The organism is Breoghania sp. (genome assembly GCF_963674635.1).
Lineage (GTDB): Bacteria > Pseudomonadota > Alphaproteobacteria > Rhizobiales > Stappiaceae > Breoghania.
Genome location: NZ_OY771475.1, coordinates 2177013 through 2199104, shown reverse-complemented (window position 1 = coordinate 2199104; position 22092 = coordinate 2177013). Strand labels below are relative to the sequence as shown.

The window sequence follows — 22092 nt, the reverse complement described above, 5'->3', positions numbered from 1 at the left end:
TCTATGTCTCTCTGGCACAAACACGAGATCTTCGAAAAATATTCGATGGTCCTGGTGATCGGCATCCTTGTGGCTGTCGCCATCGGCGGGCTCGTCGAAATCGTCCCGCTCTTCTATCTGAAGAGCACCATCGAAAAGGTGTCGGGCATGCGGCCCTACACCCCGCTGGAACTGGCCGGACGCAACATCTACATCCGCGAGGGCTGCTATCTCTGCCACTCGCAGATGATCCGTCCGATGCGTGACGAACTGGAGCGTTACGGCCATTACTCTCTGGCGGCTGAATCGATGTACGACCACCCCTTCCAGTGGGGGTCCAAGCGCACCGGTCCGGACCTTGCCCGCGTCGGCGGCAAGTACTCCGACGAATGGCATCGCGACCACCTGCGCGATCCGCGCTCGGTGGTGCCGGAATCGGTCATGCCCGGCTATCCGTTCCTGCTCAAGGCAAAGCTTGAGACCCGGGACATCGCGGATCACCTGAAGGTCAATTCCATCGTCGGCGTTCCCTACACCGAGGACGCGATTGCCTCGGCCGGGGACGATCTCCTGGCCCAGGCCAATCCCGACAGCGATGGCGTTGACGCCCTTCTGGAACGCTATCCGAACGCGGTCGTGCGCGATTTCGACGGCAATCCGAAAATGGTCAGCGAAATGGATGCGCTTGTCGCGTACCTGCAGGTGCTTGGAACGCTCGTGGATTTCTCGATCTACGACGACAAGGCCAATTTGAGATAGGGGGCGCTCGGATGGAAAACTATACCCAAGCGGCAGAGTTCGCACAGACCTGGGGTCTTCTCTACTTCGTCCTGATTTTCCTTGGCGTGCTCGTCTATGCGTTCTGGCCGCGCAATCGCGACCGGTTCGACGACGCGGCCCATATCCCGCTGAGGGAGGACTGATCGATGGCTGATGATCACAAGAAACACGTGGACGAGGTCTCCGGTGTGGAGACCACAGGCCACGAATGGGATGGCCTGCGGGAGCTGAACAATCCGCTTCCGAAGTGGTGGCTCTATCTGTTCTTTGCATGCTGCATATGGTCAGTGGGCTACTGGGTGCTGATGCCGTCCTGGCCGCTCATCTCCAGCTACACCGCCGGCATGCTGGGGGCATCCCAGCGTGAACAGGTTGCCGTGGCCCTGGAGACGGGCATTGCCGCTCGCAACGAGATGGGCGCCGGCCTCGCCGACGCCTCGCTGGAGGAAATCAACAGCGACAGCAGCATGCTGGAATTCGCGATGGCCAGTGGCCGCGCGGCATTCGGCGACAACTGCGCGCCCTGCCATGGCTCCGGCGCAACCGGCTCGCCCGGTTACCCGAACCTGCAAGACGACGACTGGCTGTGGGGCGGTACGCTCGATGACATCCACTACACCATCGAGAACGGCATCCGCTCCACCGGCGATGACACCCGCATGGGTGACATGCCGGCCTTCGGTCGCGATGAGCTCCTCTCGCGCGAGGAGATCACGCAAGTGTCCAACTATGTCTACACGCTGTCCGGCGGCACGCCTGAACAGGGTGTCGACATGGCGGCGGGCGAGACCCTGTTTGTTGACAATTGCGCGGTCTGTCACGGCGAAGACGGCAAGGGCATGCAGGAGTTGGGAGCTCCCAACCTCACCGATGCCGTCTGGCTCTTCGGCGGCTCGATCGACGACATCAAGGCGCAGGTCACGAACGCCCGCAATGGCGTGATGCCGACCTGGAGCGGGCGTCTCGATCCCGTGACGATCAAGTCGCTTGCCGTCTATGTGCATGCGTTGGGCGGCGGCGAATAGCAGCCGACGCGCAAGGCGCAATAAGCTGGTAGGACGGCGGAACGCCGCCGTCCTCCAAAACCATTTCAGGCCGGGGTAGGCCCGACCGGGACTTGCGGATTGCGTAACGCCACTTCGGGCGCGCGCCACCGATATCCGGTCACAGTTGAGTGCTGGTGCGACCGAGGCTTTTCCGACGAGCCCGGGCAACGTCACGCAGGAAGGAAGCGCAAGGATGCGCAACGATCGCGAAGCGAACCCGGTACATGGCGAGCCAGACGAGTGGTTCGCGTCCGCCAAGAAGATCTACCCGATGGCGGTTCATGGCCGCTTCCGCAAGATCAAATGGGCCATTCTGGTCCTCACGCTCGGCCTGTACTATTTCTTGCCCTTCATCCGCTGGGACCGTGGCCCGGATGCCCCTGACCAGGCGGTTTTGATCGATCTGGCCGGACGGCGCGCCTATTTCTTCTTCATCGAAATCTGGCCGCAGGAAGTCTATTACGTCACCGGCCTTCTGATCCTCGCCTCAATGGGGCTGTTCCTGATGAATGCGGTCGCGGGTCGCCTGTGGTGCGGGTATCTGTGTCCGCAGACGGTGTGGACCGATCTCTTCATGGCCGTGGAACGCTTCGTGGAAGGCGACCGGCGTGAGCGTATCTATTTCGACAAGGCTCCCTGGACGGCCTCCAAGGTGGCTCGCAAGGCCACAAAGCACTTCCTGTGGCTGATGATCGCCTGGTGGACGGGCGGTGCGTGGGTGCTCTATTTTAACGACGCGCCGACCCTGGTCCGCGAGCTGGCGACCGGCCAGGCCCCGCTGGTGGCCTACACCTGGATCGCCATCCTGACCTTCACCACCTATGCGCTTGCCGGACACATGCGCGAGCAGGTTTGCGTGTTCATGTGCCCGTGGCCGCGCATTCAGGCGGCGCTGACCGACGAGCATGCGCTGAACGTGACCTATCGCTGGGACCGGGGTGAGCCGCGCGGGTCGCTGAAAGAGAACCTGAAGCTTCAGGCGGAAGGCCAGAAGGCGGGCGATTGCATCGACTGCTTGCAGTGTGTCCATGCCTGTCCGACCGGGGTCGATATTCGCAACGGCATGCAGCTTGACTGTATCCAGTGCGGTCTCTGCATCGATGCCTGCGACAACATCATGGAGAAGATCGGCAAGCCCACGGGGCTGATCGGCTACGATAACGACATGAACGTGGAAGCGCGTTCGGAAGGAAAGTCGGTCGACTATCGGCTGGTCCGCCCGCGTACCGTCATCTATGCGGGGCTGATCACCATTGTCAGCTGCGTCATGCTCTATGCGCTGGTGACACGGACCTTCGAGGACATCAACGTCCTGCACGACCGCAACCCGATTTTCGTCAAGCAGTCCGACGGCACGATACGCAACGGCTATACCGTGCGCATTCTCAACAAGCGCCCGAAGGAACGCGACTTCGTGTTCGGGCTTGAGAACATGCCGTTTGGTACCCGTATCGAGGTGGTGGGCGCACAGGGTGAGATCGGCGGCTATCCCTTTGTGACCGTGGGGCCCGACAGGACACGCGAGCTGCGCGTGCTTCTCTTTTCGCCGCTCGGCGTCGATTTGCCCAAATCCACCCCCATCACATTCCGGATTGTCGACATGCGCACGGGTGACACCGCGCGCGCGGACGACTATTTCAAAGCGGAGTGACCCTCAACGTGAGCATGATCGCCGAGCCCATGACCGAAACGCACAAGTCTGAGAAGCGCATGACCGGCCGTACGGTTCTGGCCTGGCTCATCGGCTTCTTCCTGGTGATCTTCGCCGCCAACGGCGCGTTCATCTATCTGGCCCTGTCCAGCTGGACGGGCGTGGAGGTGGAGAGCTCCTACAAGGCGGGGCAGGCCTATCAGGGTGAAATCGATGCGGCCAACGCGCAAAACGCCCGCGCATGGCAGGTGGATGCCCATCTGGAACGCGATGCGGCGGGGCTTGCCACGATCCGGCTTGAGGCGCGCGACAGGAACGGCGCGCCCCTTTCCGGCCTCACCTTCAACGCGCTTCTGGAGCGTCCCACCCATCGCGCGGACGATCGATCTGTCATGCTCGCGGAGAGCGAGACCGGCGTCTATGTCGGCACACTCGAAAAACTCGCCCCTGGCCAGTGGGACATGCGTCTTGAAGGCGACGACACAACAGGTGTCGTCTTCCGTTCGCGCAACCGGGTCTTCGTGAGCCAATAGAACGCAACGGCCCGAGCGTCGGAACGAGGTCGGCGCGCAACCGTCTGGTGATGGAAGTTGCGCGCGCGCCTGTGAAGGCGCAGGATTTTGCTCCGCGAAGGGCGTTGCGGGAGGATGCCATGAACGTGCATACGCGAGACTGGAGTGCCTTCGTCACGACGGGGCCCCAAGGCGCTGCTCATATCGAGCTTGCCGTGGAAGGGGTCCATTGTGCTGCCTGTATGGCCCGCATCGAAAAGGGGCTGGGCCGTCTGGAGGGCGTGGAAAATGCACGCCTGAACCTGACCACCCATCGCCTTGCCGTCGACTGGCAGCCAGATCGCACCAATGCCGGCGCCGTGGTGGACAAGCTGGAAGGCATGGGCTTCAAGGCGCATCCCTTCGATCCCGGAACCGTGCGCGGGCGCGACGAGGCCGTCAGTCGCGAGTTGTTGCGCGCCCTTGCAGTGGCCGGGTTCGGCGGCATGAACATCATGCTTCTGTCGGTTTCCGTCTGGTCCGGCAATGTCACCGACATCACGCCGGAAACCCGCGATCTGTTCCACTGGATTTCTGCGCTCATTGCGCTGCCGGTGGTCGCCTACTCCGGACGTCCCTTCTTCGCCAGTGCATGGTCGGCTCTGCGGTCGCGCAATGTGAACATGGACGTGCCGATCTCCATCGGCGTCGTGCTCGCCGTCTTCATGTCGCTGTTGCAGACGATCCAGCACGCCCATCACGCCTATTTCGACAGCGCCGTGATGCTGCTGTTCTTCCTCCTGATCGGTCGGTTTCTCGATCAGAACATGCGCCGTCGCACCCGTTCATTCGCGGAGAACCTGGCGGCCTTGCGGGCGGAAACCGCTCGTCTCATCCGGCCCGACGGCACGACGGTGGATGTTCCCCTGTCGCAAGTGGAACCGGGTGCGCAGGTTCTGATATCGGCAGGCGAACGCGTCTCGGTCGACGGGGTGATCGAGCAGGGAACTTCCGAAATCGATCAGAGCCTTGTGACAGGGGAAACGCGCCTTGCGGACGTAGGGCCTGGCGATGTCGTTCACGCTGGAACTCTCAATGCGGCAGGGGCGCTCACCGTTCGGGTGACGGCAGCCGCCAAGGGCACACTCCTTGATGAGGTGACGCGCCTTCTCGAAACCGCCTCGCAGGCCAAATCCCGCTATATCCGGCTGGCCGATCGCGCAGCCCAGCTCTACGCGCCTTTCGTCCATACGGCCGCCGCTGTCACGTTCCTCGGCTGGCTTCTTGCCGGTATCGGCTGGCAGCCCTCGCTGGTGATCGCCATTTCGGTGCTGATCATCACCTGCCCCTGCGCCCTGGGTCTTGCCATCCCTGCGGTGCAGGTCGTCTCAAGCGGGCTTCTCTTCAACAAGGGCATCCTGCTCAATTCCGGTGATGCGCTGGAGCGCTTTGCCGCCGTCGACACCGTCGTCTTCGACAAGACCGGCACATTGACCCTGCCGGATGCCACGCTCGCCAACCAGGACGAGGTGAGCGATGCGGATCTCGCGCTGGCGGGGCGACTTGCGCTGGCAAGCCGTCATCCCTTGGCAACGGCCCTCGCGCGCGCAAGCGGTGCGAAGGAGCCCGTTGCCGGTGCGCGTGAAGCGGCGGGCTCGGGTGTCGTGGCAAGCGTGGAAGGCGCGGACTGCAAACTCGGCAGCCCGCGGTTCTGCGGCGTCGAGGAGAACGCCGTGGCCGATGCGCTCGCCGATCATCCCGATGCGTCCATCATCGCGCTCAGGCACGGCGATGCCGATCCGGTGCTTTTCGTGGTGCGCCAGGCCATCCGTCCCGATGCGGGCGAGGTCATCGCACACCTGAAGGACAGTGGCTTGCGGATCGAGATCCTGTCCGGCGACCGCCAGGCGGCGGTCGCAATGGTCGCCAAGGAGCTCGGCGTGGCGGACTACACGGCCGAACTTGATCCGCGCGGAAAGATCGCCAGGCTCCAGGCTCTGAAGGAGGCGGGTCATACGGTGCTGATGGTGGGGGACGGGCTCAACGATGCGCCCGCCCTTGCGGCGGCCCATGTCTCCATGTCGCCCGTTTCCGCCGTGCATTTGAGCCAGGCGGCGGCCGATGCCGTCTTCCTCGGCGAAAGCCTTGCAGCGGTGCGTGTCGCACTCCACACCTCACGCCGCGCCCATGCGGCGATGCGCCAGAACCTTATGCTGGCATCCGTCTACAATCTGATCGCCGTACCGATCGCGGTCGCGGGCTTCGTGACACCCCTGCTGGCGGCTCTTGCCATGTCGGCGTCCTCCATCGTCGTGACCCTGAACGCACTGCGTCTGCGCTTTGGGGCCGCCGAATGAACCTGCCAGCCTGAAATGGATCTGAGCCATGGAAGTCGTCATCTATCTGATCCCCATCGCCTTGTTTCTGGGCGGGCTTGGCCTTGTCGGTTTTCTCTGGTCCCTGCGCAGCGGGCAGTATGACGACATGGAAGGTGCGAAGTGGCGTGTCCTGTCCGATGACGACCTGCCGCCCGACCAGCGTCCGCATCACTAACCCGGATCCTGTAGGGTCCAGATACGGAAAAGGCCCGCGCCTGATCGGCGCGGGCCTTTTCCGTTTTTCGCTTTGAACACGTGAAACCTGTCAGCCGCCCGAAGCGGTGAAGATGTCCTGGTCCAGCTTTTCGGCCATGGCGGTCACGTCCTGCGAGGCGGTGCCGAGCGGCAGCTCCAGCCGCGTCCACACATCCACCAGTGCTTCGCGCAGATGCTCGATCAGCGCATCGTTGTGGAACGGCGTCGGCGTGATCCGCAAACGTTCGGTGCCGCGCGGAACGGTCGGGTAGTTGATGGGCTGGATGTAGATGCCGTGATCGGCCAGCAGGATATCGCTCGCCGCCTTGCACTTTTCCGGGTCGCCCACCAGAATTGGAACGATGTGGGTTTCCGACGGCATGACCGGCAGCCCGACGGCGGCCAGCATGTCCTTGGTGTTCTGCGCCTGCCGCTGCTGGCCCTCGCGTTCGACACTTGACGTCTTCAGGTGGCGAATGGAGGTGGCGGCTGCCGCGGCAAGTCCCGGCGGGATGGCGGTGGTGAAGATGAAGCCCGGCGCATAGGAGCGCACCGCATCCACCAGCGCCGCAGAGCCCGTGATGTAGCCGCCCAGAACGCCGAAGGCCTTGGCGAGCGTTCCCTCGATCACGTCGACCCGGTCCATCACGTCGTCGCGCTCGGCAATGCCTGCGCCACGCGGGCCATACATGCCCACCGCATGAACCTCGTCGAGATAGGTCATGGCGTTGTACTTGTCGGCCAGGTCGCAGATCTTCTCGATCGGGGCGATGTCGCCATCCATCGAGTAGACCGATTCAAAGACGATCAGCTTGGCGCGGTCGTTGCCCGCCGCCTTGAGCAGATCTTCAAGGTGCTCCAGATCATTATGCCGCCAGACCTGCTTGTGCATGCCGGAGCTTTTCACACCGGCGATCATGGAGGCGTGATTGAGCTGGTCGGACAGGATCAGGCAGTCCGGCAGAAGCTTGGCTATGGTGGAGATCGACGCCTCGTTGGAGACGAAACCGGACGTGAAAACCAGCGCGGCTTCCTTGCCGTGCAGATCCGCCAGTTCCGCTTCAAGCTGAACGAGGGGGTGATTGGTGCCGGAAATGTTTCGTGTGCCACCGGCACCGGCGCCCATGCGATCCACCGTCGATTTCAGGGCTTCGAGAACCTGCGGGTGTTGTCCCATTCCGAGGTAGTCGTTCGAGCACCAAACAGTGATTTCACGCTCCAGACCGTTCTCCGCGCGCCAGATGGCGTGGGGGAATTTGCCGGCAATGCGTTCCAGATCGGCAAAGACGCGATAGCGTTTTTCTTCGCGTAACGCATCGACAGCAGTCGCGAAAATGGCCTGATAGTCCATTCGTCCGTCCTTTAATTCATTCTAAGGTGAACACTAGCGCGGATCGGCACCCATGTCGAACATCCGTTGATCCGGAAAGGACCGGAATTGGGTATGCGTGGCATCGATGGTCGCACCGCCCAAACCTAACGCTCCGTTCACCTTTTTATCGGATAAAGCAGTGCGATACGGAGGGTTTTTGTGGTGAGTCTTGATCTGGCTTCGCTCACCTTTCTGCTGGTCGAAGATAGCGCTTACATGCGTACGATCTTGCGCACGATGCTGCAAGGCTTCGGGGCGAGACGGATCGTCGAAGCAGAAGATGGGGCCTCCGGTTTGGAGGCGATGGAACGTGCCAATCCCGATATTCTCATTCTGGATTGGGTGATGCCCATCCTTGATGGCGCGGATATGGTTCGCATGATCCGCACGCCACAGAACCCGTTCGCCTATATTCCCATCATCATGGTGACCGGCCATACGGAGCGCAGCCGCATTATCGAGGCGCGACGTCTGGGTATTCATGAGTTGCTCTCAAAGCCGATTTCGGCCAAGGCCCTGTATCAGCGCGTTTCGGCGGTGATCCTGCATCCCCGCGATTTCGTGAAAACGCCCAGTTACTTCGGTCCTGCGCCGCGTGAGATCCGCAATCGCCAGAAAATCTGGCAGGATACGGCCTCCGCAGGCGGCTAGGCTTTCAAAGAATACGCATTAATACTTAATAACCCGCAAGGTAGGCAAATTAATCGCCGTCTCTGCGTATTCCCTGTTATCTGCGCGATGATGACGTAGTGGTATGGTTCGGAACACCACGCGAGTGGGATAATAAAACGCTTCGTTTGAAACTCGCGGCTTTCGGTTCCTCACCCCCCTGAAACTGTGGCCGCTTTCTTTCTTTATTCGAGAATGGTCTGAGTATCGCCGCTTCTCTCGAACAGTCTTCCTGTTTTGTTTGCGTCGCACATGCAGCGCTGATGTCGGCCCCTCGCGCCGGCAAAGGTCTCATCAGGCGAAAGGACATTTGCGAAGATGAAGCCTCGCTCATTCGCAGGCGGAGATGGTGGCTCGGGTGCGGCGGAAGGCCGCACCGTCGATGGAGGCTTCGCACCCAATCAACTTTCCGCTCGCAACAGTTCCGGCGCACACGCGCGGGAAGGAATTGACCTGCGTCGCGCGCGCCGCGCCCTGTCCGTCATGCTCATCGACGCCGATGCGGTTGATGCCAAGTATATCCGTTGGCTGCTGGAGAGCATGGGGCGTTATGAGGTGCAGGTCGTTGTCGCCCCTTCGGTGGGGGAGGCGCGACGCCTGAGCGCGACACGCGATTTCGACGTCTACCTCTCTGACTTCTGGTTGAATCAGGAGACGTCCATCGCCTTCATTCGCGAAATCGCCGTGCGTCAGCCAAAGGCGGCCATCCTGCTGCTGACCAGTCTGGGGAGCGAGGATATCGAGGAGCTGGGCTTGCGCGCCGGTGCGCACGGCTTTCTCACCAAGTTCGAACTGTCGGAAAAGGCACTGGAACTGGGGATCTCCGCCTGCTTGAGCCGGAGCGAGGCGCTGCATGCCATGCGCCAGCGCATCCGCTTGGTCGAGCAGCGGTATGACGGCGTGCTCGGCACGGCCGCGGCCGAGCGACTGGGCTTCCTCGCGCGTCTTGATGATTTGTGCCAGCTGGCGAAGGTCGGGGCTGGCGAGGGCGCGCGGGACATCTTGCAGGACCTGGCCGGTTCGCTGGCGGAGTTGCGCCGCGATTTGCTGGATGGCCTGTCGGGCGAAGGCCATGGCGACCGGGCGAAGCCGGCGGTGGGGGAGCCGGTTCAGGCCGAGTTCGATTTTCTGCGCGACATCGAGACGGAGCGGGCGGGGCCGGAGGCGGAGGGGGAGGAGACGTGCGGGCAGGCGGTGTCGCAGAGCGGCACGGATCTGCGCGATATCGTTGCTGAGGCCGTCGATTTCTATGGCTTTGAGGCGCAATTGAAGGGCGTGGACGTGTCGGCGGTGGGCGCAGAGCAGGAGGTTCTGGTCGGCGGGGATCGTCTCATCTGGGTGGCCGCCCTGGTCGGTATTCTGGAATGGGTGGCGAGCATGTGCCCGACCGCGATCACCTTATGGAGCCATCCCGCGCGCGATGGGATCCCGGCAACGGTTCGCATCCTGGGGCGCGCGGTCGCGGCTGGCGGGGATGTCGAGGACGGCGTCCTGGCCTGGCCTTCGCAGTTGTTCCTGCCGCTTGGGGCAACGCATGCCTGCGAACGCAGCTCCGACGGGTCGGTCGCCGTCGTCCTGGGGTTGCCGAACAGCCCCGTGTCCTAACCCACCCTTCTCATTCGTCTGCATTCGCGTTAAACCCGCAATAAATTCCTACACAAGGGAAACGCGCATGCCTTTGCTGCTTGAAGATTTCGCCCGCGCCCGCATCGTGCCGGTTGTTCGTACCTCCACCCGCGCCACAGCCGAGTTCGCAATCGAATGCCTGGTGGAAGCCGGGTTTCCGATCATCGAGATGACGCTGACCACGCCCGAGGCGGATGCCATCATCGAACGCTTTGCCCGCGAGCCCGGCGTCGTCATCGGGGCGGGAACGGTCCTGTCGGGCGAGCAGGCGCACCGCATGGCCGATTGTGGTGCCGAATTCCTCGTCTCGCCCGCCCTGCGCCCGCGTGTTGCCGATGTGGCGCGCGACATGAAGCTGCCCTTCTTCCTCGGAGCCGCGACGCCGAGCGAGGTTCTGGAAGCCCATGAAATGGGCTCTACCGGGGTCAAGCTCTTCCCCGCCGCCCAGCTCGGCGGACCGGCCTTCCTGAAGGCCGTGCGCTCCATCTATCCCAATATTTCGCTGATGCCGACCGGTGGCATTTCCGCCGATAACGCCAAGAGTTATCTGGATGCGGGCGCGTTCTGCGTCGGTATGGGCGGCAAGCTCGTGGATGAAAAGGCGCTCGCCGCACGCGACAAGGCCGCCGTCCAGGCCGCCGCCAGACAGGCGCTGGACGCGGTTGCCTGAGAAGGCCGGAGCGAAGACCCGGTGCGCCTTGAGCCCCGTTCTTTGCACAGATGCAGATTGGATCCCGTGTCTTGCGTGACGCAGGGGCAGGCTTTACTTGTTAAGTCTGCCCCGTTTCGTTTCGCGTTCCGACGTCCTTCCTGTCTTCCTGCATCTCAAGGCCTCCCATGCTTGTCACGGAACTCCTCGTCATCTTCCTGTGTCTTGCCGCGGGCGGCGTTCTGAAGGGGGCGACGGGGGCGGGAACGCCGGTATTGGCGGTTCCCGCGCTTGCAATGTTCTTCGATGTGAAGACGGCGGTCATCATCCTGCTGCTGCCCAATCTGATGACCAATGCGAGCCAGATCTGGCGTTATCGCAGCTTTCTGCCGAAGCGGTCCTTCCTGAAGCTTTTCCTTTTCGGAGGCACGGTGGGCGCGGGGCTTGGCACATGGGCGTTGACCCAACTTTCCGCCGAGGTCCTGGAAGTCGGGGTGGGGATCGTGGTGCTTGTCTATATCGCCTTTCGGCTTCTGCACCCGCACTGGAAACTCAGTGACCGGGTCGGCACGGCAATATCCCTGCCCGCAGGCGTCCTTGCCGGCATTCTGCAAGGGGCCTCCGGCATCTCCGCCCCCGTGAGCATCACCTATCTCAACGCGATGCGGCTGGAGCGTTCGGTCTTCATTCCCTCCATCTCCGCCCTGTTTTTGCTTTTCGTGGCAGTGCAGATCCCCGCGCTTGTCGCGACAGGGGACATGACGGCGAAGCTGTCGCTGATCAGCGCGGTCGCCGTCGCGCCGGTCCTTCTTGCCATGCCGCTGGGCAGCCGGTTGGCGAAGAGTGTCTCGCCCGTGGTTTTCGATCGAATCATCCTCACCCTTCTTGCGATCCTTGCGATCAAGCTGGTCTGGGGCGGGCTTCTCTGAGCGGTCCTCAGACCACACAGCTCGGCCAAACCGTTCGGTGCGTCTGTCTGACACCTTGGAATTGGTGCCCTTCCGCCTGAACTATGCGCGTCTTCCGCCATCGGGTGTTTCTCCGTGGCGGAATGAGAACGTGTTGCAGGCTGGCTCTTTGCGGCTTTTGAAAAAGACGAACGCCGACTGGCCGGGCTGCCGACTTGGATCGGCCGCGCGGGGCACCTGCGCCGATGATGCGGCGATCGCCAAGGCTGCAAGGGGACCTGAGAATGCGTTTGGGCGAGAAGCCGACCAGGGCAGAACCAGGAGCTCACTCCCTGGTAGACCGGTTGGATGCGGTCAGAAGTATTAGTGAAAAATACCAGTGGTATTCAAACGCATTTGTCAATCCCGCGTATCACCTTAAAACCCCAAGCTCCGTCACCGCTGTCATGCCCAGCCGGGAAAAGGCGTTCGAGCCCTGCTTTGAGAGCAGATCTCCTATGAGCCGACCCCACTTCGACGCAAGGTTCTTCAACCATACATTGTGCCGACAAGGCTAGGACCGATCATCCCATGTCGATTATCAAAGGTTTTGAGATGACGACCTCGCAGGCGCTCGACCTGGGCGAAAAACAGCCGCTGGACTTGGCGTCTATCGCGATGGCGGCTCTGGAAGCCGGTCGGATGCTGTTGTCCACTGGCGCGAAATGCACGGTCGTACGCAGTGGCATGATCATGGTCGCAACAGGACTTGGTGCGGACCGTGCGGATGTGCGTGTCGGCTTTGCGTCCATCTCCGTCACGGTTGGCGACGGACCTCGCACCGTGACGCGGATGCTCGGTGTGGGCCATCACGGCGTGAACATGAAGCTCAGCCATCGGTTGCGCAGTATCTGTGCCCGGGCTGCGCGCGGTGAAATGACGTGCGAGGAGGTCCACGCAGAACTGGCTGCGGCGGAGAAGGCGTCCGTCCGTTATCCCGCTATCGTTGTTGCCCTGGCTTCGGGTATTGCCTGCGCCGCCTTTGGACGCCTATTGGGCGTTGACTGGCCTGCCTTCATGCCGATCCTCGTCGCAGGCACCCTCGGCCAGTGGGTGCGCATGCGCATGGTGCACATGCACGTCAATGGTTTCGTCATTGCTGGCACCGTTGCCTTTCTCTCCTCCCTTCTTGCCGCTTTCATGTCCATTTATGCGGGCAGCGGTCTGATCCAGGTTGCCATGACGGCAGCTGTCCTGATGATGGTTCCGGGCATTCCAGCCATGAATTCGCAGATGGACATCATCGAAGGCTATCCCACGCTTGGCAGTGCGAGAGCGCTCAGCGTCGGCATGATCCTCATCTTTCTGACGATTGGCGTCGGGCTCGCCCGGCTCTGCCTCACGGGGCCCGACATGAGCATGGAGCCGCTGCGCAATGGCATCGTCCATCAGATGGTCTTCGGCGCGATCGCGGCGGCGGGTTTCGGCGTCCTGTTCAATTTCAACCACGGCAATCTCGTTCTTTCCGGCGTTGTTGGCGCAATCGCATTGGGCGTACGCACACTGGGCATGGAGGAGGGGTGGAACCTGGCGACAGCCTCCTTCGTGGCCGCGCTCGCGGTCGCCCTCGTCGTGGAGATGGTCGGCTTCCTGCCCACCAACAAATATTGTCAGGCGGGCAAGGCGCTGGCGCTGGCGGGGTGTATCCCGATGATCCCGGGCAGTGCGGCGGCCCACTGGCTGATCGGTCTTTTTGGCCTGATGTCGCATACCCCGGTCGATGCGGTGCCCGTGCTGACCGCAGCCATTCAGAGCGGGCTTCTGGTGATTTTCACGATCGGCGGCATCGGCTCTGCTCTGGCAATCGTGTCCTCGCTCGCCAGGCGCCCCGAATTTCCCGAATAGGGCAATAGCATCCGGCTCGCCTTGCTTGAGACGGGGTCATCGAGGATTGGTGGTGCTTCAGGGCAAGGTGTCTTGCTCCTCAAGTGGTGGCACTCGTGGGATTTTCGGAACGGGCAGCGAGAACGGCTCTCTCCGACAAGAGCCGTTCCCGCCCACCTGAGCCTCCACATCATCCAATGATCATGCGGGGTTCTCCACTTTAGAGGCCTGCGCGGCGGCGCTGCGCAATGCTTTGTATCCGATCACTGCGGCGAGCAGCAGAATGACTGCATCCGCCATGGGGAAGGCGAACCAGATGCCGTGCACCCCGAAAGCGGCAGAAAGCGTCAATATGATCACCGGTGTGAGCAGCCACGGCTTCACCAAGGTCAGCGCCGCCGTCCGTCCGGGTTGACCGAGAGCCTGGAAATACAGCGCCAGGACAAGGATCGGGCCGGACGATGCGTAGAGCCCCATCATGGGACGCAGGATCTTCGCAATGGCGTCGATCACCGCGGGATCCTTGCTGAACCAGCCACCAAGGGGGGCTCCCGCAAAGATGCCCACCAGAACCACCGACAGGCACCACAGAAACGCGGCCCCGAGCGCCAGCCACAACCCGGCCCGCGCCCTGTCATGCAAGCCTGCACCGGCATTGTTTCCGGCGATGCTCTGCGTCGCCAGCGCGATTGCCATCTGCGGCAGGAAGGCAAACCCCAGGAGCCGGGTCACCACGCCATAGGCCGCGATCAGGACGGCATAATCCGCCCCGGCATGAAGCCGTAGCGATAGCATGACGGCGCTGGCGACCACGGCGATGCCGATGAAGCTGAGGCACAGCGGCAGGCCAAGGCGCACGATCCGCGACCATGCGTCCAGCCAGCTGTGTTTGAGCAGACCGGATAGGGGCAGGAGTTTCCTGCTACGCGCCCTCACGCCCAGAACCAGCGCCAGGCCCAGGGCTTGTGCCGCAACCGCGCCAAGGGCGGAACCGGAAATTCCCAGACCGAGAACGACGATTGCCAGCCAGTTCGCGCCGATATTGAACAGGTTGACCAGAACGGAGAGCGCGGCAACGAGACCGGCGCGCCCCTCGTTGCGAAGGGCATCGGCGTGCAAGCCGAGTATCAGCTGCGCCGACGCGCCAAGGATCACGATCCGCAGGTAGTCCTCCGCCAGTTCGGCGACATCCGCGTTGTCGGCGGCCATGGACTGGACAAGCGCGGGGCCGATCATCGCCCATAGCAGGGCAAGCGCGACGGATATTGCCAGCGCAAGCCCGTGCGCCCCGGCAAAGACGCGCCCGGCACGCATCCGCTCCCCAGCCCCCAGATGTCGCGCCATCAGGCTCGACATGCCGCCGCCCGCCAGGGTCGTCAGCGCGGACAGAACCATGACCACGGGAAAGGCCAGGCTGATCGCTGCGAGCGCATCGGGCCCGATGAACCGGCCGACGAAAATGCCATCAACGACAGTGAGAATGCCGCCCATCGACATGACCACGGCCATGGGAACGGCGTTGGATAGAAACAGCCGCCCGATCGGGGCGGTCAGAAAAGGATTAGCCTGCTGTGCAGCGTGCCCCATAGACATCGCTCACTCCTCTTGCGAGGCATTTCGAGATGGATGGGGCCTGCGTTGCCACCGCGCGAAATGCTTCGAGGGTGAGGGCGTCTTGGCAGATCCGGGCTTCACCGTGACTTTCGTCCGCAGGCGGCAGGTGCCGGAACCTTGGGCGCAGCTCATAGGCGAAAGGAGGCTGTCGGGTCAACCATTGTCCGGTGCCCGCGTGATGGCGCGAAAGACAAATGGTGCGTGCAAGACCGGCCGTGCTCGCGCAAAAGCCACAAGGCCAGCACCCCCGTTGTGAAGCCCCCTGCAAGGATCGGCAGGGTCGGCAACTATCTCACAAAGCACGAGATTTTCGCGATCTTCACCTCAGATGCCCGATCGCGCGAGACGGAACCCAAGATCATCAATTGCAAAAGTCGGGTGGCTTCTGACTGTCTGGATAAGGGGGATTGGCGCCAGGGGGGGGCGCGATTTCAAGATAAGCTAATGATATCGAGCCGACATGAAGAGTGTGATTTCGCTCGGTGCCAACGGACATGCCGACAACAGTTTTTCTGGATCGTTGGGGGGATGAAGGCGGAACCGACAGGCGCTGCCATTGGAGGCGGCCAACCCTGAGGGCATCTCCTGGCGATGATGCCAGTGGCCTAATCGCGCCGGGGCGCATCGCGAAGGGTCAGACCATCCGTATCCAATCCGCAACAGATGCCCCACGGTCGAGCGGTTGTCACAGAGGGGATTTAGCCGCGATTGGTCGGTTCGCAACCGTGGTGCATTGGAGCGACGATCATGGCAAACACAGGAAATGCGAAAGAAGTCCTTTATCCTCCAAGGCGCCCGGTGAAGTGACATGCCGCACCGCGACGCAAGGTCATGACGCTGCACCGGGCGTGTGCCTTCGAGACGGTGGCAGCAACCTGGAAATCGATGTTCGGGCACTGGCATTCTCGGGCACAGATCGCGTGGACGGCACGCCCGGCTGCAGGTTACGATACTGCGTCATGTGAAGTGAAACGGCGGATGCCGGTGGCATCTGGCCCCTTGAAACCCTTCGCAGGTTGCCCGCATTTGGGCGGAGCATCCTGCTGCCAATTTGGCGGTACTCGCCCGGTCTTTGAAAATATGCAATGAATCCAACTCTCTCTGAGAAGGGTGTTCCCCGCACGCGCGGGGATGAACCGGCCTACATCTACTTGCAGGCCAATGGCGCTGTGTGTTCCCCGCACGCGCGGGGATGAACCGCGCAACAGCCCATCATCCGCCGAACACGCGCAGTGTTCCCCGCACGCGCGGGGATGAACCGTTCCCGCGGTGGGCAAAGTGGGCTGATATCTACGTGTTCCCCGCACGCGCGGGGATGAACCGTTGCTCGCGCAGGCGTTCAGGCTGGCGGGTGAGTGTTCCCCGCACGCGCGGGGATGAACCGGCGGGGGGCAGGGTCGTGCGCGGCCTCGTCGCGTGTTCCCCGCACGCGCGGGGATGAACCGGACGCGGCGGGATCGATGCGGGGTCGAGGGCGGTGTTCCCCGCACGCGCGGGGATGAACCGCGCTGGGGCCGACCGATGGTCTCCGCCTTGCAGTGTTCCCCGCACACGCGGGGATGGAGTGCACACCGCTCTGAACTTGCCCTGACCGGCGTCCGGAGCTTTAATCCAGGCGGCATCGTCTAAAGGCCTGAAGAGCTTCCCGTTCGGTCGATATGCCGGAATAAAGGGACGATTTTGAATGAGCGAATATGTCGACAGATCTGGGATGCGGTGATCTCCAAGGGGCGTTATCCGGGGCGACGCTGGAGTTCTGGGGGAAGTCGCGCGAGGACGAGCTTCTGCGCAATGGAGATCGTTCGCCGCTTTTCAAACCGGTTCTTCATCACCTGCTCGATGTTGCTGCGGTCACCCATGTCTGGCAGGCGGTCAGCCCCGCGCGATGCGTTCGGGATGCGGAAGCGTTGAACGTGCCGCCCGAGGCGCTGGCCCGGATGAATACGTTTCTTGTCGGCCTGCATGATCTCGGCAAGTTCTCGCGTTCCTTTCAGTGCAAACGGGCGGACTTCTGGCCTGAGCGCGTGCTCGGGCCCTTCAGATCCTGCGCCGATCGCGGTCATTGGCGGAATACGGCCATCCTGCTTCGTGCAGACAGGATGGCGGCTGCGCTTGCAGACCTTCTCTACGGTTCCGCGCATGCAGGCCGTGCCGATCTGCTGACCCCTGTCATCGCGGCAATCTCCGGCCATCACGGGCGTCCGCCAGGGGCGGAGGAAATCGGCGCGCGAGCATGGTCGGCGGCCGATGACCTCCAGATCGGTTCGCAATGTGTTGCTCATGCCGAAGCGGCTTTCGCGTTGCTTCGGCAAGTCGTGGCGCCCACAGCTCTTGACCTGCCGCCACGTCTTGCCCCAGCCGTTTCCTGGTCGTGGCGCTTGTCGGGCCTGACCACGCTGGCCGACTGGGTCGGGTCGGATGCGGCGTTCTTCGGTTTTCAGCCGCTCGATATGCCGTTGGATCGATATTGGACCTGGGCTTGCGAGCAGGCGCGGGACGCTTTGCGGGCCAAGGGGCTTATGCCGCCTGCTCCGTTCAGCGCTCCGGGGCTTGCACGGGTTGCGCGCGAGGCGGCTGAAAAGCCGCGTCCCATGCAGGCGCTCGCCGCCAGTCTGCCATTGGAGCCGGGACCTCAGCTTGTCATTGTGGAAGACACGACAGGCGCGGGAAAGACAGAGGCCGCGCTCGTTCTTGCGGCCCGGATGATGGCTGAGGGCAAGGGCGAAGGGCTGTTCTTTGCCATGCCCACCATGGCCACGGCGAACGCGATGTACGAAAGGCTGTCGCGGGGCTATCGCGCGCTTTTTGAAGACCATGCAGCTCCTTCGCTCGTGCTGGCGCATGGCCGTTCGGATGTTTCCGGCACATTCCTCGAAACGATCGGGGCTGGGATGACGAACGGGGCGGGCGCGGAGGAGACAGCCGCAGCCTTCTGCGCCGGTTGGCTTGCCGACAGCCGCAAGAAAGCTTTCCTTGCCGATGTCGGGGCTGCCACGATCGATCAGGCGTTTCTCGCCGTCTTGCCCAAGAAGCACCTGACCTTGCGCCAGTTTGCGCTGGCTGGCCGCATCCTCGTTATCGATGAGGCGCACAGCTACGACGCCTATATGGAGGAGGAGCTTCGCGCTCTTCTCAGCTTGCAGGCGATGAGCGGCGGGTCGGCGATCATCCTTTCAGCCACGCTTTCCGGGGCTCAGAAGGGCGCACTGGTCACGGCCTTCGGCGAAGGGTTGGGCCTGCGCGATCCGGAGGATCTGGCAGAGGAAATCCGCAGCGACGCCTATCCGCTGGCGACGAGCCTCGCCAAGGCCGGCGTTAGCGAAATCGCGCCGGGTTTCGATGCGGCCCTGGCGCGCGAAGTGACGATAGAGCGGGTGTCCGGCAGGCCCGACGCCGTGGCGCGGGCGCTGGAGGCAGCCGGGAAGGGGGCAGCCGTTGCGATCATCTGCAACGCTGTTGATGAGGCCATTGCCGTTCACGAGACGATCCGCGCGGCAATCGATCAACGGGCGCATCTGTTTCATGCGCGATTTGCGCAGGGCGACCGGCAGGAAATCGAAGAGGCGATGCTTGCCCGCTTCGGCAAGAAGGCGACGGCGGCGGATCGCGCCGGGCATGTCCTGGTGGCGACCCAGGTAATCGAGCAGAGCCTGGATCTGGATTTCGACCTGATCATCACCGATCTGGCCCCCATCGATCTTCTCATCCAGCGCGCGGGTCGGTTGTGGCGGCATATGGGGGAGCGTCCGACGCGCGTGCGCGCGCTCGATGCCCCCCGCCTGCTCGTTGTTTCGCCGGACCCCGCTCTGGTGGAGGACGAGACATGGCTTGAGCCGGTTCTTGGAAAAGCTGCCTTTACCTACGCCCACCCCGGCATCATGTGGCGCACGGCCCGCGAGATATTTGACGCGGGCGCAATCCGGACGCCGGAGAGCTTCCGACCAATGATTGAGGCGGTCTATCGCGGCGATGACTGGAGCGACGTGCCCAAGCCGTTGGGGCCCCGGCTGACCGATGCGGAGGGAACAAAGGCGGGCCAGAAAAGCCTTGGCCGCATGAATGTCATCAAGCTCGCGGATGGCTACGGTGCCTTGTCCGACAGTCTCGGCGTGGATGAGGATATCGGCACGCGGCTGGGGGAGCCGACTGTCACGCTGCGGCTGGCGCGTATTGAGAGCGGTCGTCTACTGCCCTGGTTCGAAGCCCAGGATCAGGTTTCGGCCTGGGCCCTGTCGGAGGTGCGGGTTCGAACAAAGTGGCTCGGCCTGTCGCATCCCTGTCCTGACGATGCCTTGCGCCGGATGGCCAAGGCGGACTGGCCCGAATGGGAACAGGGCATGCCGATCGGGGTGGTGGATGAAGACGGCAAGGTAACTGTCGGTGCGAATGTGAACGCCCAGCTGTTCTACGGAAAGATCTTGGGTTTCAGGCGATCATAGGCGCCATCTGCGATTAGCCAATTGCGGCTCGGGAGAGCGATGTGTCAGTATTGACGAGTGACAAATACGCATAGTTTGAGTGCGGTCCTGAGATTTGCCGCCTCATGGCGGATGATGGATTAGAAAATGCCTTTCAGTCTCCTGAATGACAGGGCGTTCCCTGTCGTTTGCCGATCCGGCGCGCGGCGGTGGATGGCATTTCCCGAAATCGCTGCGGCGGTCGATAATCCCGAGAGCGACTATGCGGTCGAATTTGGCTGGCCGCGTCCGGATCTCGATATGGCGTCCTTCGAGCTTTGCGTCGGCATCGTTCATCTTGCCTTTGACATTCGCGATGAGGATGACTGGAACGCGTTGTGGAGCAATCCGCCCGATGCGGCGGTTGTGACGCAGAAGCTTCAGCCGCTTCTGCCCGCCTTCACGCTCGATGGCGGCTCGGACGGCGACGATCCGCGTTTCATGCAGGATCTGGAGCCGTTGGAGGTGGGGGCGAAGGCGGCGGACATCAATCCCGTCGAGGCGCTGTTCATCGATACGCCGGGGCAGAATGGCCAGAAGAAAAACGCCGATCTGCTGACCCACCGTGACCGGTACGCAGCGCTTGGTTTGCCCGCTGCAGCCATCGCTCTCTATGCGCTTCAGGCTTATGCGCCTTCGGGTGGTGCGGGCAATCGCACCTCGATGCGCGGAGGCGGGCCGCTTTCCGCGATTGTGATCCCGGTGGCGCGGGCGGATGGACCGCCGGTGTCGCTGTGGCGCAAGATCCTGGCCAATGTCTGCCATGCCGAGCGCCTGAAGCCGGCCGATCTGGCGAAGGCGTTGCCCTGGCTTGCGCCGACGCTGACATCCGACAAGGCGAGCGGCGGACGTCTGGTCAACCCGGACAAGGCCGGGGACGCGCATCCTCTTCAGGCATTTTTCGGTATGCCACGGCGCATCCGGCTCGTTATGGCCGAGGCTCCGGGACGTTGCGCGTTGACCGGAGAAGTAGGGCCTCTTGTGACCGGCTTCGTACAGAAGCCCTATGGCGTCAATTACGGTGTCTGGCAGCATCCGCTAACCCCTTATCGCCGTCAGAAGGAAGCCTCTGAACCCTATTCCTTGAAGCCGAAATCGGGGCGTTTCGGGTATCGCGATTGGATCAGCGTGACGGTTGGGCGGGAGGAGGGGCTTCTCAGCGAGCCGGCTCAGACAATCCGGCTGGCGCGGCGGCAGCGCGCTCATGCTTTGGCTGATGGTGGGGCGGATCCGCGTGTCAGGGTTGGCGGCTGGGCCATGAACAACATGGAGGCCATCGCCTACCTGTTCGCCGAGCAGCCGCTTCATCTCGCCTCCTCCGCGCCGAAACCGGTCGCGCTCGATGACATGGCACGGCGGCTTGCCGCCGCGGGCGATCTTGCAGCCGCACACTTGCGAAGCGCGATCAAGCTGGGGCTCTTCGGTCCGGCGAGCGCCGGAACGGATCAGGGCGTTCTCGCGCTGGCGCACACGACGTTTTACGAGGAAACGGAGGCTGAGTTTCACGACCTCCTTCAGGATCTGCTCGCCAGCGCGGATCGGGAGCCTTCCGCCGATCCTGCTCTCGATCTTTCGCGACGCTGGCTATCCCGCATGCGCCATGTGGCGCTCGATATCTTCGATCGGCTGGCACCGGTGCCTCTGGATGACATGGAGCGCGCCGCGCCGCTGACCGCCGCCTATGGACGGCTGCGTGCGATGTTCGAAGGTCGTGGCAAGGATGGTGCCGCTCTCTTCACCGAATTGCAGATGGCTGTTCCGGCGGGGGCTAAGAAATCCCGGACGAAGGAGGACGCGACATGAGGCTCGCGCGTGAAGACGAAACGGCGATGACGGCCATCATCGGTTGGTGGCGGATGCTGCATCCTGACGCTGACGGCAGCGGCGGGGATCGCGCCGGACGTGCCCGGTTGAGGCGCGCGACATCGCCGCTGGACGCCCTTCTTGAGCCGGAAACCCATGCCTTGATCGCGCGCTTTGCAGCCGCTGCCGGTGGCCGCTGGCCGAAAGGCAAAAACGAGAGCGCGACACTGGAGATGCGTCTTGCCGTGCTGGCTCTGGCTCTGGCGCAGATCGAGCCGAACCAGACGTCGGCAGAGCGTTTCGCCTCTGCCGTCGGACGGACGCCGGATGGGCGCTATCCGGGCAAGGATGACCGGCGACGTCTGTCACCGGCGCGCTTCGGTGCCTTGCTCAGGGCGTCCGACGATCCGGAGACCTTCGCGAGGCTTCTGCGGCGAGCACTGCGCGTCCTTCGTCAGGTTCCCTTCAATGTTCCGCAGTTTATTCGCGACGTTCTTGCCTTCGACGATGAAGTCCGCCGCGACTGGACCTTCCAATACCACCATACGCGCCGTGACGCGGACGAGTTTGCCGAAACCGGCGATGCGCTCGAAGCTAGTGACGCCTGAGGA

Annotated in this window: 17 protein-coding genes and 1 CRISPR repeat array; of the genes, 15 read left to right on the top strand and 2 right to left on the bottom strand. The window is 62.8% G+C overall.

Annotated features, from left to right (window positions below; genetic code table 11):
• Positions 1–3: 3 nt before the first annotated feature.
• From ccoO to ccoS, 7 genes are all read left to right on the top strand, one after another.
• Positions 4–738 carry a cytochrome-c oxidase, cbb3-type subunit II gene (gene ccoO, locus ABGM93_RS09515; RefSeq protein ID WP_321505651.1) on the top strand — a complete coding sequence of 245 codons (735 nt, stop codon included), beginning with the start codon at positions 4–6 and terminating at the stop codon, positions 736–738.
• Positions 739–749: 11 nt separating this feature from the next.
• Positions 750–902: a cbb3-type cytochrome c oxidase subunit 3 gene (locus tag ABGM93_RS09510; protein ID WP_321505648.1), complete on the top strand. Its 153-nt coding sequence runs from the start codon at positions 750–752 to the stop codon at positions 900–902.
• 3 nt (positions 903–905) lie between these two features.
• Positions 906–1784, top strand: a complete 879-nt coding sequence (gene ccoP, locus ABGM93_RS09505; RefSeq protein WP_319772236.1) for a cytochrome-c oxidase, cbb3-type subunit III — start codon at positions 906–908, stop codon at positions 1782–1784.
• Positions 1785–1998: 214 nt separating this feature from the next.
• Positions 1999–3456, top strand: a complete 1458-nt coding sequence (gene ccoG / locus ABGM93_RS09500) for a cytochrome c oxidase accessory protein CcoG (protein WP_321505642.1) — start codon at positions 1999–2001, stop codon at positions 3454–3456.
• 14 nt (positions 3457–3470) lie between these two features.
• Positions 3471–3989, top strand: a complete 519-nt coding sequence (locus tag ABGM93_RS09495) for a FixH family protein (protein ID WP_321505809.1) — start codon at positions 3471–3473, stop codon at positions 3987–3989.
• A gap of 119 nt (positions 3990–4108) precedes the next feature.
• Positions 4109–6304: a heavy metal translocating P-type ATPase gene (locus ABGM93_RS09490; RefSeq protein WP_321505640.1), complete on the top strand. Its 2196-nt coding sequence runs from the start codon at positions 4109–4111 to the stop codon at positions 6302–6304.
• 28 nt (positions 6305–6332) lie between these two features.
• Positions 6333–6500: a cbb3-type cytochrome oxidase assembly protein CcoS gene (gene ccoS, locus ABGM93_RS09485; RefSeq protein ID WP_319772233.1), complete on the top strand. Its 168-nt coding sequence runs from the start codon at positions 6333–6335 to the stop codon at positions 6498–6500.
• A 90-nt stretch (positions 6501–6590) separates the two neighbouring features.
• Here the strand turns inward: ccoS and hemA are convergent, their stop codons facing one another.
• A complete protein-coding gene (gene hemA / locus ABGM93_RS09480; protein WP_319772232.1) occupies positions 6591–7871 on the bottom strand; it encodes a 5-aminolevulinate synthase in 1281 nt (426 codons plus the stop codon).
• 237 nt (positions 7872–8108) lie between these two features.
• On the opposite strand from hemA, the gene ABGM93_RS09475 reads away from it, so the two are divergent.
• From ABGM93_RS09475 to ABGM93_RS09455, 5 genes are all read left to right on the top strand, one after another.
• Complete coding sequence (locus ABGM93_RS09475) at positions 8109–8543, top strand: response regulator (protein ID WP_321505807.1); 435 nt, start codon at positions 8109–8111, stop codon at positions 8541–8543.
• Between the two features lie 336 nt (positions 8544–8879).
• On the top strand, positions 8880–10166 hold the full coding sequence (locus ABGM93_RS09470) for a response regulator (protein WP_321505637.1): 1287 nt from the start codon (positions 8880–8882) through the stop codon (positions 10164–10166).
• A 67-nt stretch (positions 10167–10233) separates the two neighbouring features.
• Complete coding sequence (locus ABGM93_RS09465) at positions 10234–10857, top strand: bifunctional 4-hydroxy-2-oxoglutarate aldolase/2-dehydro-3-deoxy-phosphogluconate aldolase (RefSeq protein WP_321338550.1); 624 nt, start codon at positions 10234–10236, stop codon at positions 10855–10857.
• A 167-nt stretch (positions 10858–11024) separates the two neighbouring features.
• Positions 11025–11765, top strand: coding sequence for a sulfite exporter TauE/SafE family protein (locus tag ABGM93_RS09460; protein ID WP_321505634.1), 741 nt, complete (start codon positions 11025–11027; stop codon positions 11763–11765).
• A 549-nt stretch (positions 11766–12314) separates the two neighbouring features.
• Positions 12315–13628 (top strand): threonine/serine exporter family protein, encoded by a 1314-nt coding sequence (locus ABGM93_RS09455; protein ID WP_321505632.1) that lies wholly within the window; start codon positions 12315–12317, stop codon positions 13626–13628.
• A 180-nt stretch (positions 13629–13808) separates the two neighbouring features.
• Here ABGM93_RS09455 and ABGM93_RS09450 read toward each other — a convergent pair whose 3' ends face one another.
• Positions 13809–15200, bottom strand: coding sequence for an MATE family efflux transporter (locus ABGM93_RS09450; RefSeq protein WP_321505629.1), 1392 nt, complete (start codon positions 15198–15200; stop codon positions 13809–13811).
• Positions 15201–16331: 1131 nt separating this feature from the next.
• Positions 16332–16788: a CRISPR direct-repeat array (repeat unit 29 nt; unit sequence GTGTTCCCCGCACGCGCGGGGATGAACCG).
• Positions 16789–16915: 127 nt separating this feature from the next.
• Between ABGM93_RS09450 and cas3 the strand changes: the two genes are divergently transcribed.
• From cas3 to casB, 3 genes are all read left to right on the top strand, one after another.
• Positions 16916–19660, top strand: a complete 2745-nt coding sequence (cas3, locus tag ABGM93_RS09445) for a CRISPR-associated helicase Cas3' (protein WP_321505627.1) — start codon at positions 16916–16918, stop codon at positions 19658–19660.
• Positions 19661–19852: 192 nt separating this feature from the next.
• The gene (casA, locus tag ABGM93_RS09440; protein ID WP_321505625.1) at positions 19853–21481 is read left to right on the top strand and encodes a type I-E CRISPR-associated protein Cse1/CasA; all 1629 of its coding nucleotides are present in this window, start codon (positions 19853–19855) and stop codon (positions 21479–21481) included.
• Positions 21478–22089, top strand: coding sequence for a type I-E CRISPR-associated protein Cse2/CasB (gene casB / locus ABGM93_RS09435; RefSeq protein ID WP_321505623.1), 612 nt, complete (start codon positions 21478–21480; stop codon positions 22087–22089). Before casA ends, casB begins: the two co-directional genes overlap by 4 nt.
• The last annotated feature ends 3 nt before the right edge of the window (positions 22090–22092 follow it).

What these genes read in the sequence shown, in the direction of transcription:
- ccoO (WP_321505651.1), top strand. Translation starts at nt 4, where the DNA reads ATGTCTCTCTGGCACAAACACGAGATCTTCGAAAAATATTCGATGGTC.
- ABGM93_RS09510 (WP_321505648.1), top strand. Translation starts at nt 750, where the DNA reads ATGGAAAACTATACCCAAGCGGCAGAGTTCGCACAGACCTGGGGTCTT.
- ccoP (WP_319772236.1), top strand. Translation starts at nt 906, where the DNA reads ATGGCTGATGATCACAAGAAACACGTGGACGAGGTCTCCGGTGTGGAG.
- ccoG (WP_321505642.1), top strand. Translation starts at nt 1,999, where the DNA reads ATGCGCAACGATCGCGAAGCGAACCCGGTACATGGCGAGCCAGACGAG.
- ABGM93_RS09495 (WP_321505809.1), top strand. Translation starts at nt 3,471, where the DNA reads ATGATCGCCGAGCCCATGACCGAAACGCACAAGTCTGAGAAGCGCATG.
- ABGM93_RS09490 (WP_321505640.1), top strand. Translation starts at nt 4,109, where the DNA reads ATGAACGTGCATACGCGAGACTGGAGTGCCTTCGTCACGACGGGGCCC.
- ccoS (WP_319772233.1), top strand. Translation starts at nt 6,333, where the DNA reads ATGGAAGTCGTCATCTATCTGATCCCCATCGCCTTGTTTCTGGGCGGG.
- hemA (WP_319772232.1), bottom strand. Translation starts at nt 7,871, where the DNA reads ATGGACTATCAGGCCATTTTCGCGACTGCTGTCGATGCGTTACGCGAA.
- ABGM93_RS09475 (WP_321505807.1), top strand. Translation starts at nt 8,109, where the DNA reads ATGCGTACGATCTTGCGCACGATGCTGCAAGGCTTCGGGGCGAGACGG.
- ABGM93_RS09470 (WP_321505637.1), top strand. Translation starts at nt 8,880, where the DNA reads ATGAAGCCTCGCTCATTCGCAGGCGGAGATGGTGGCTCGGGTGCGGCG.
- ABGM93_RS09465 (WP_321338550.1), top strand. Translation starts at nt 10,234, where the DNA reads ATGCCTTTGCTGCTTGAAGATTTCGCCCGCGCCCGCATCGTGCCGGTT.
- ABGM93_RS09460 (WP_321505634.1), top strand. Translation starts at nt 11,025, where the DNA reads ATGCTTGTCACGGAACTCCTCGTCATCTTCCTGTGTCTTGCCGCGGGC.
- ABGM93_RS09455 (WP_321505632.1), top strand. Translation starts at nt 12,315, where the DNA reads ATGTCGATTATCAAAGGTTTTGAGATGACGACCTCGCAGGCGCTCGAC.
- ABGM93_RS09450 (WP_321505629.1), bottom strand. Translation starts at nt 15,200, where the DNA reads ATGTCTATGGGGCACGCTGCACAGCAGGCTAATCCTTTTCTGACCGCC.
- cas3 (WP_321505627.1), top strand. Translation starts at nt 16,916, where the DNA reads ATGTCGACAGATCTGGGATGCGGTGATCTCCAAGGGGCGTTATCCGGG.
- casA (WP_321505625.1), top strand. Translation starts at nt 19,853, where the DNA reads ATGGCATTTCCCGAAATCGCTGCGGCGGTCGATAATCCCGAGAGCGAC.
- casB (WP_321505623.1), top strand. Translation starts at nt 21,478, where the DNA reads ATGAGGCTCGCGCGTGAAGACGAAACGGCGATGACGGCCATCATCGGT.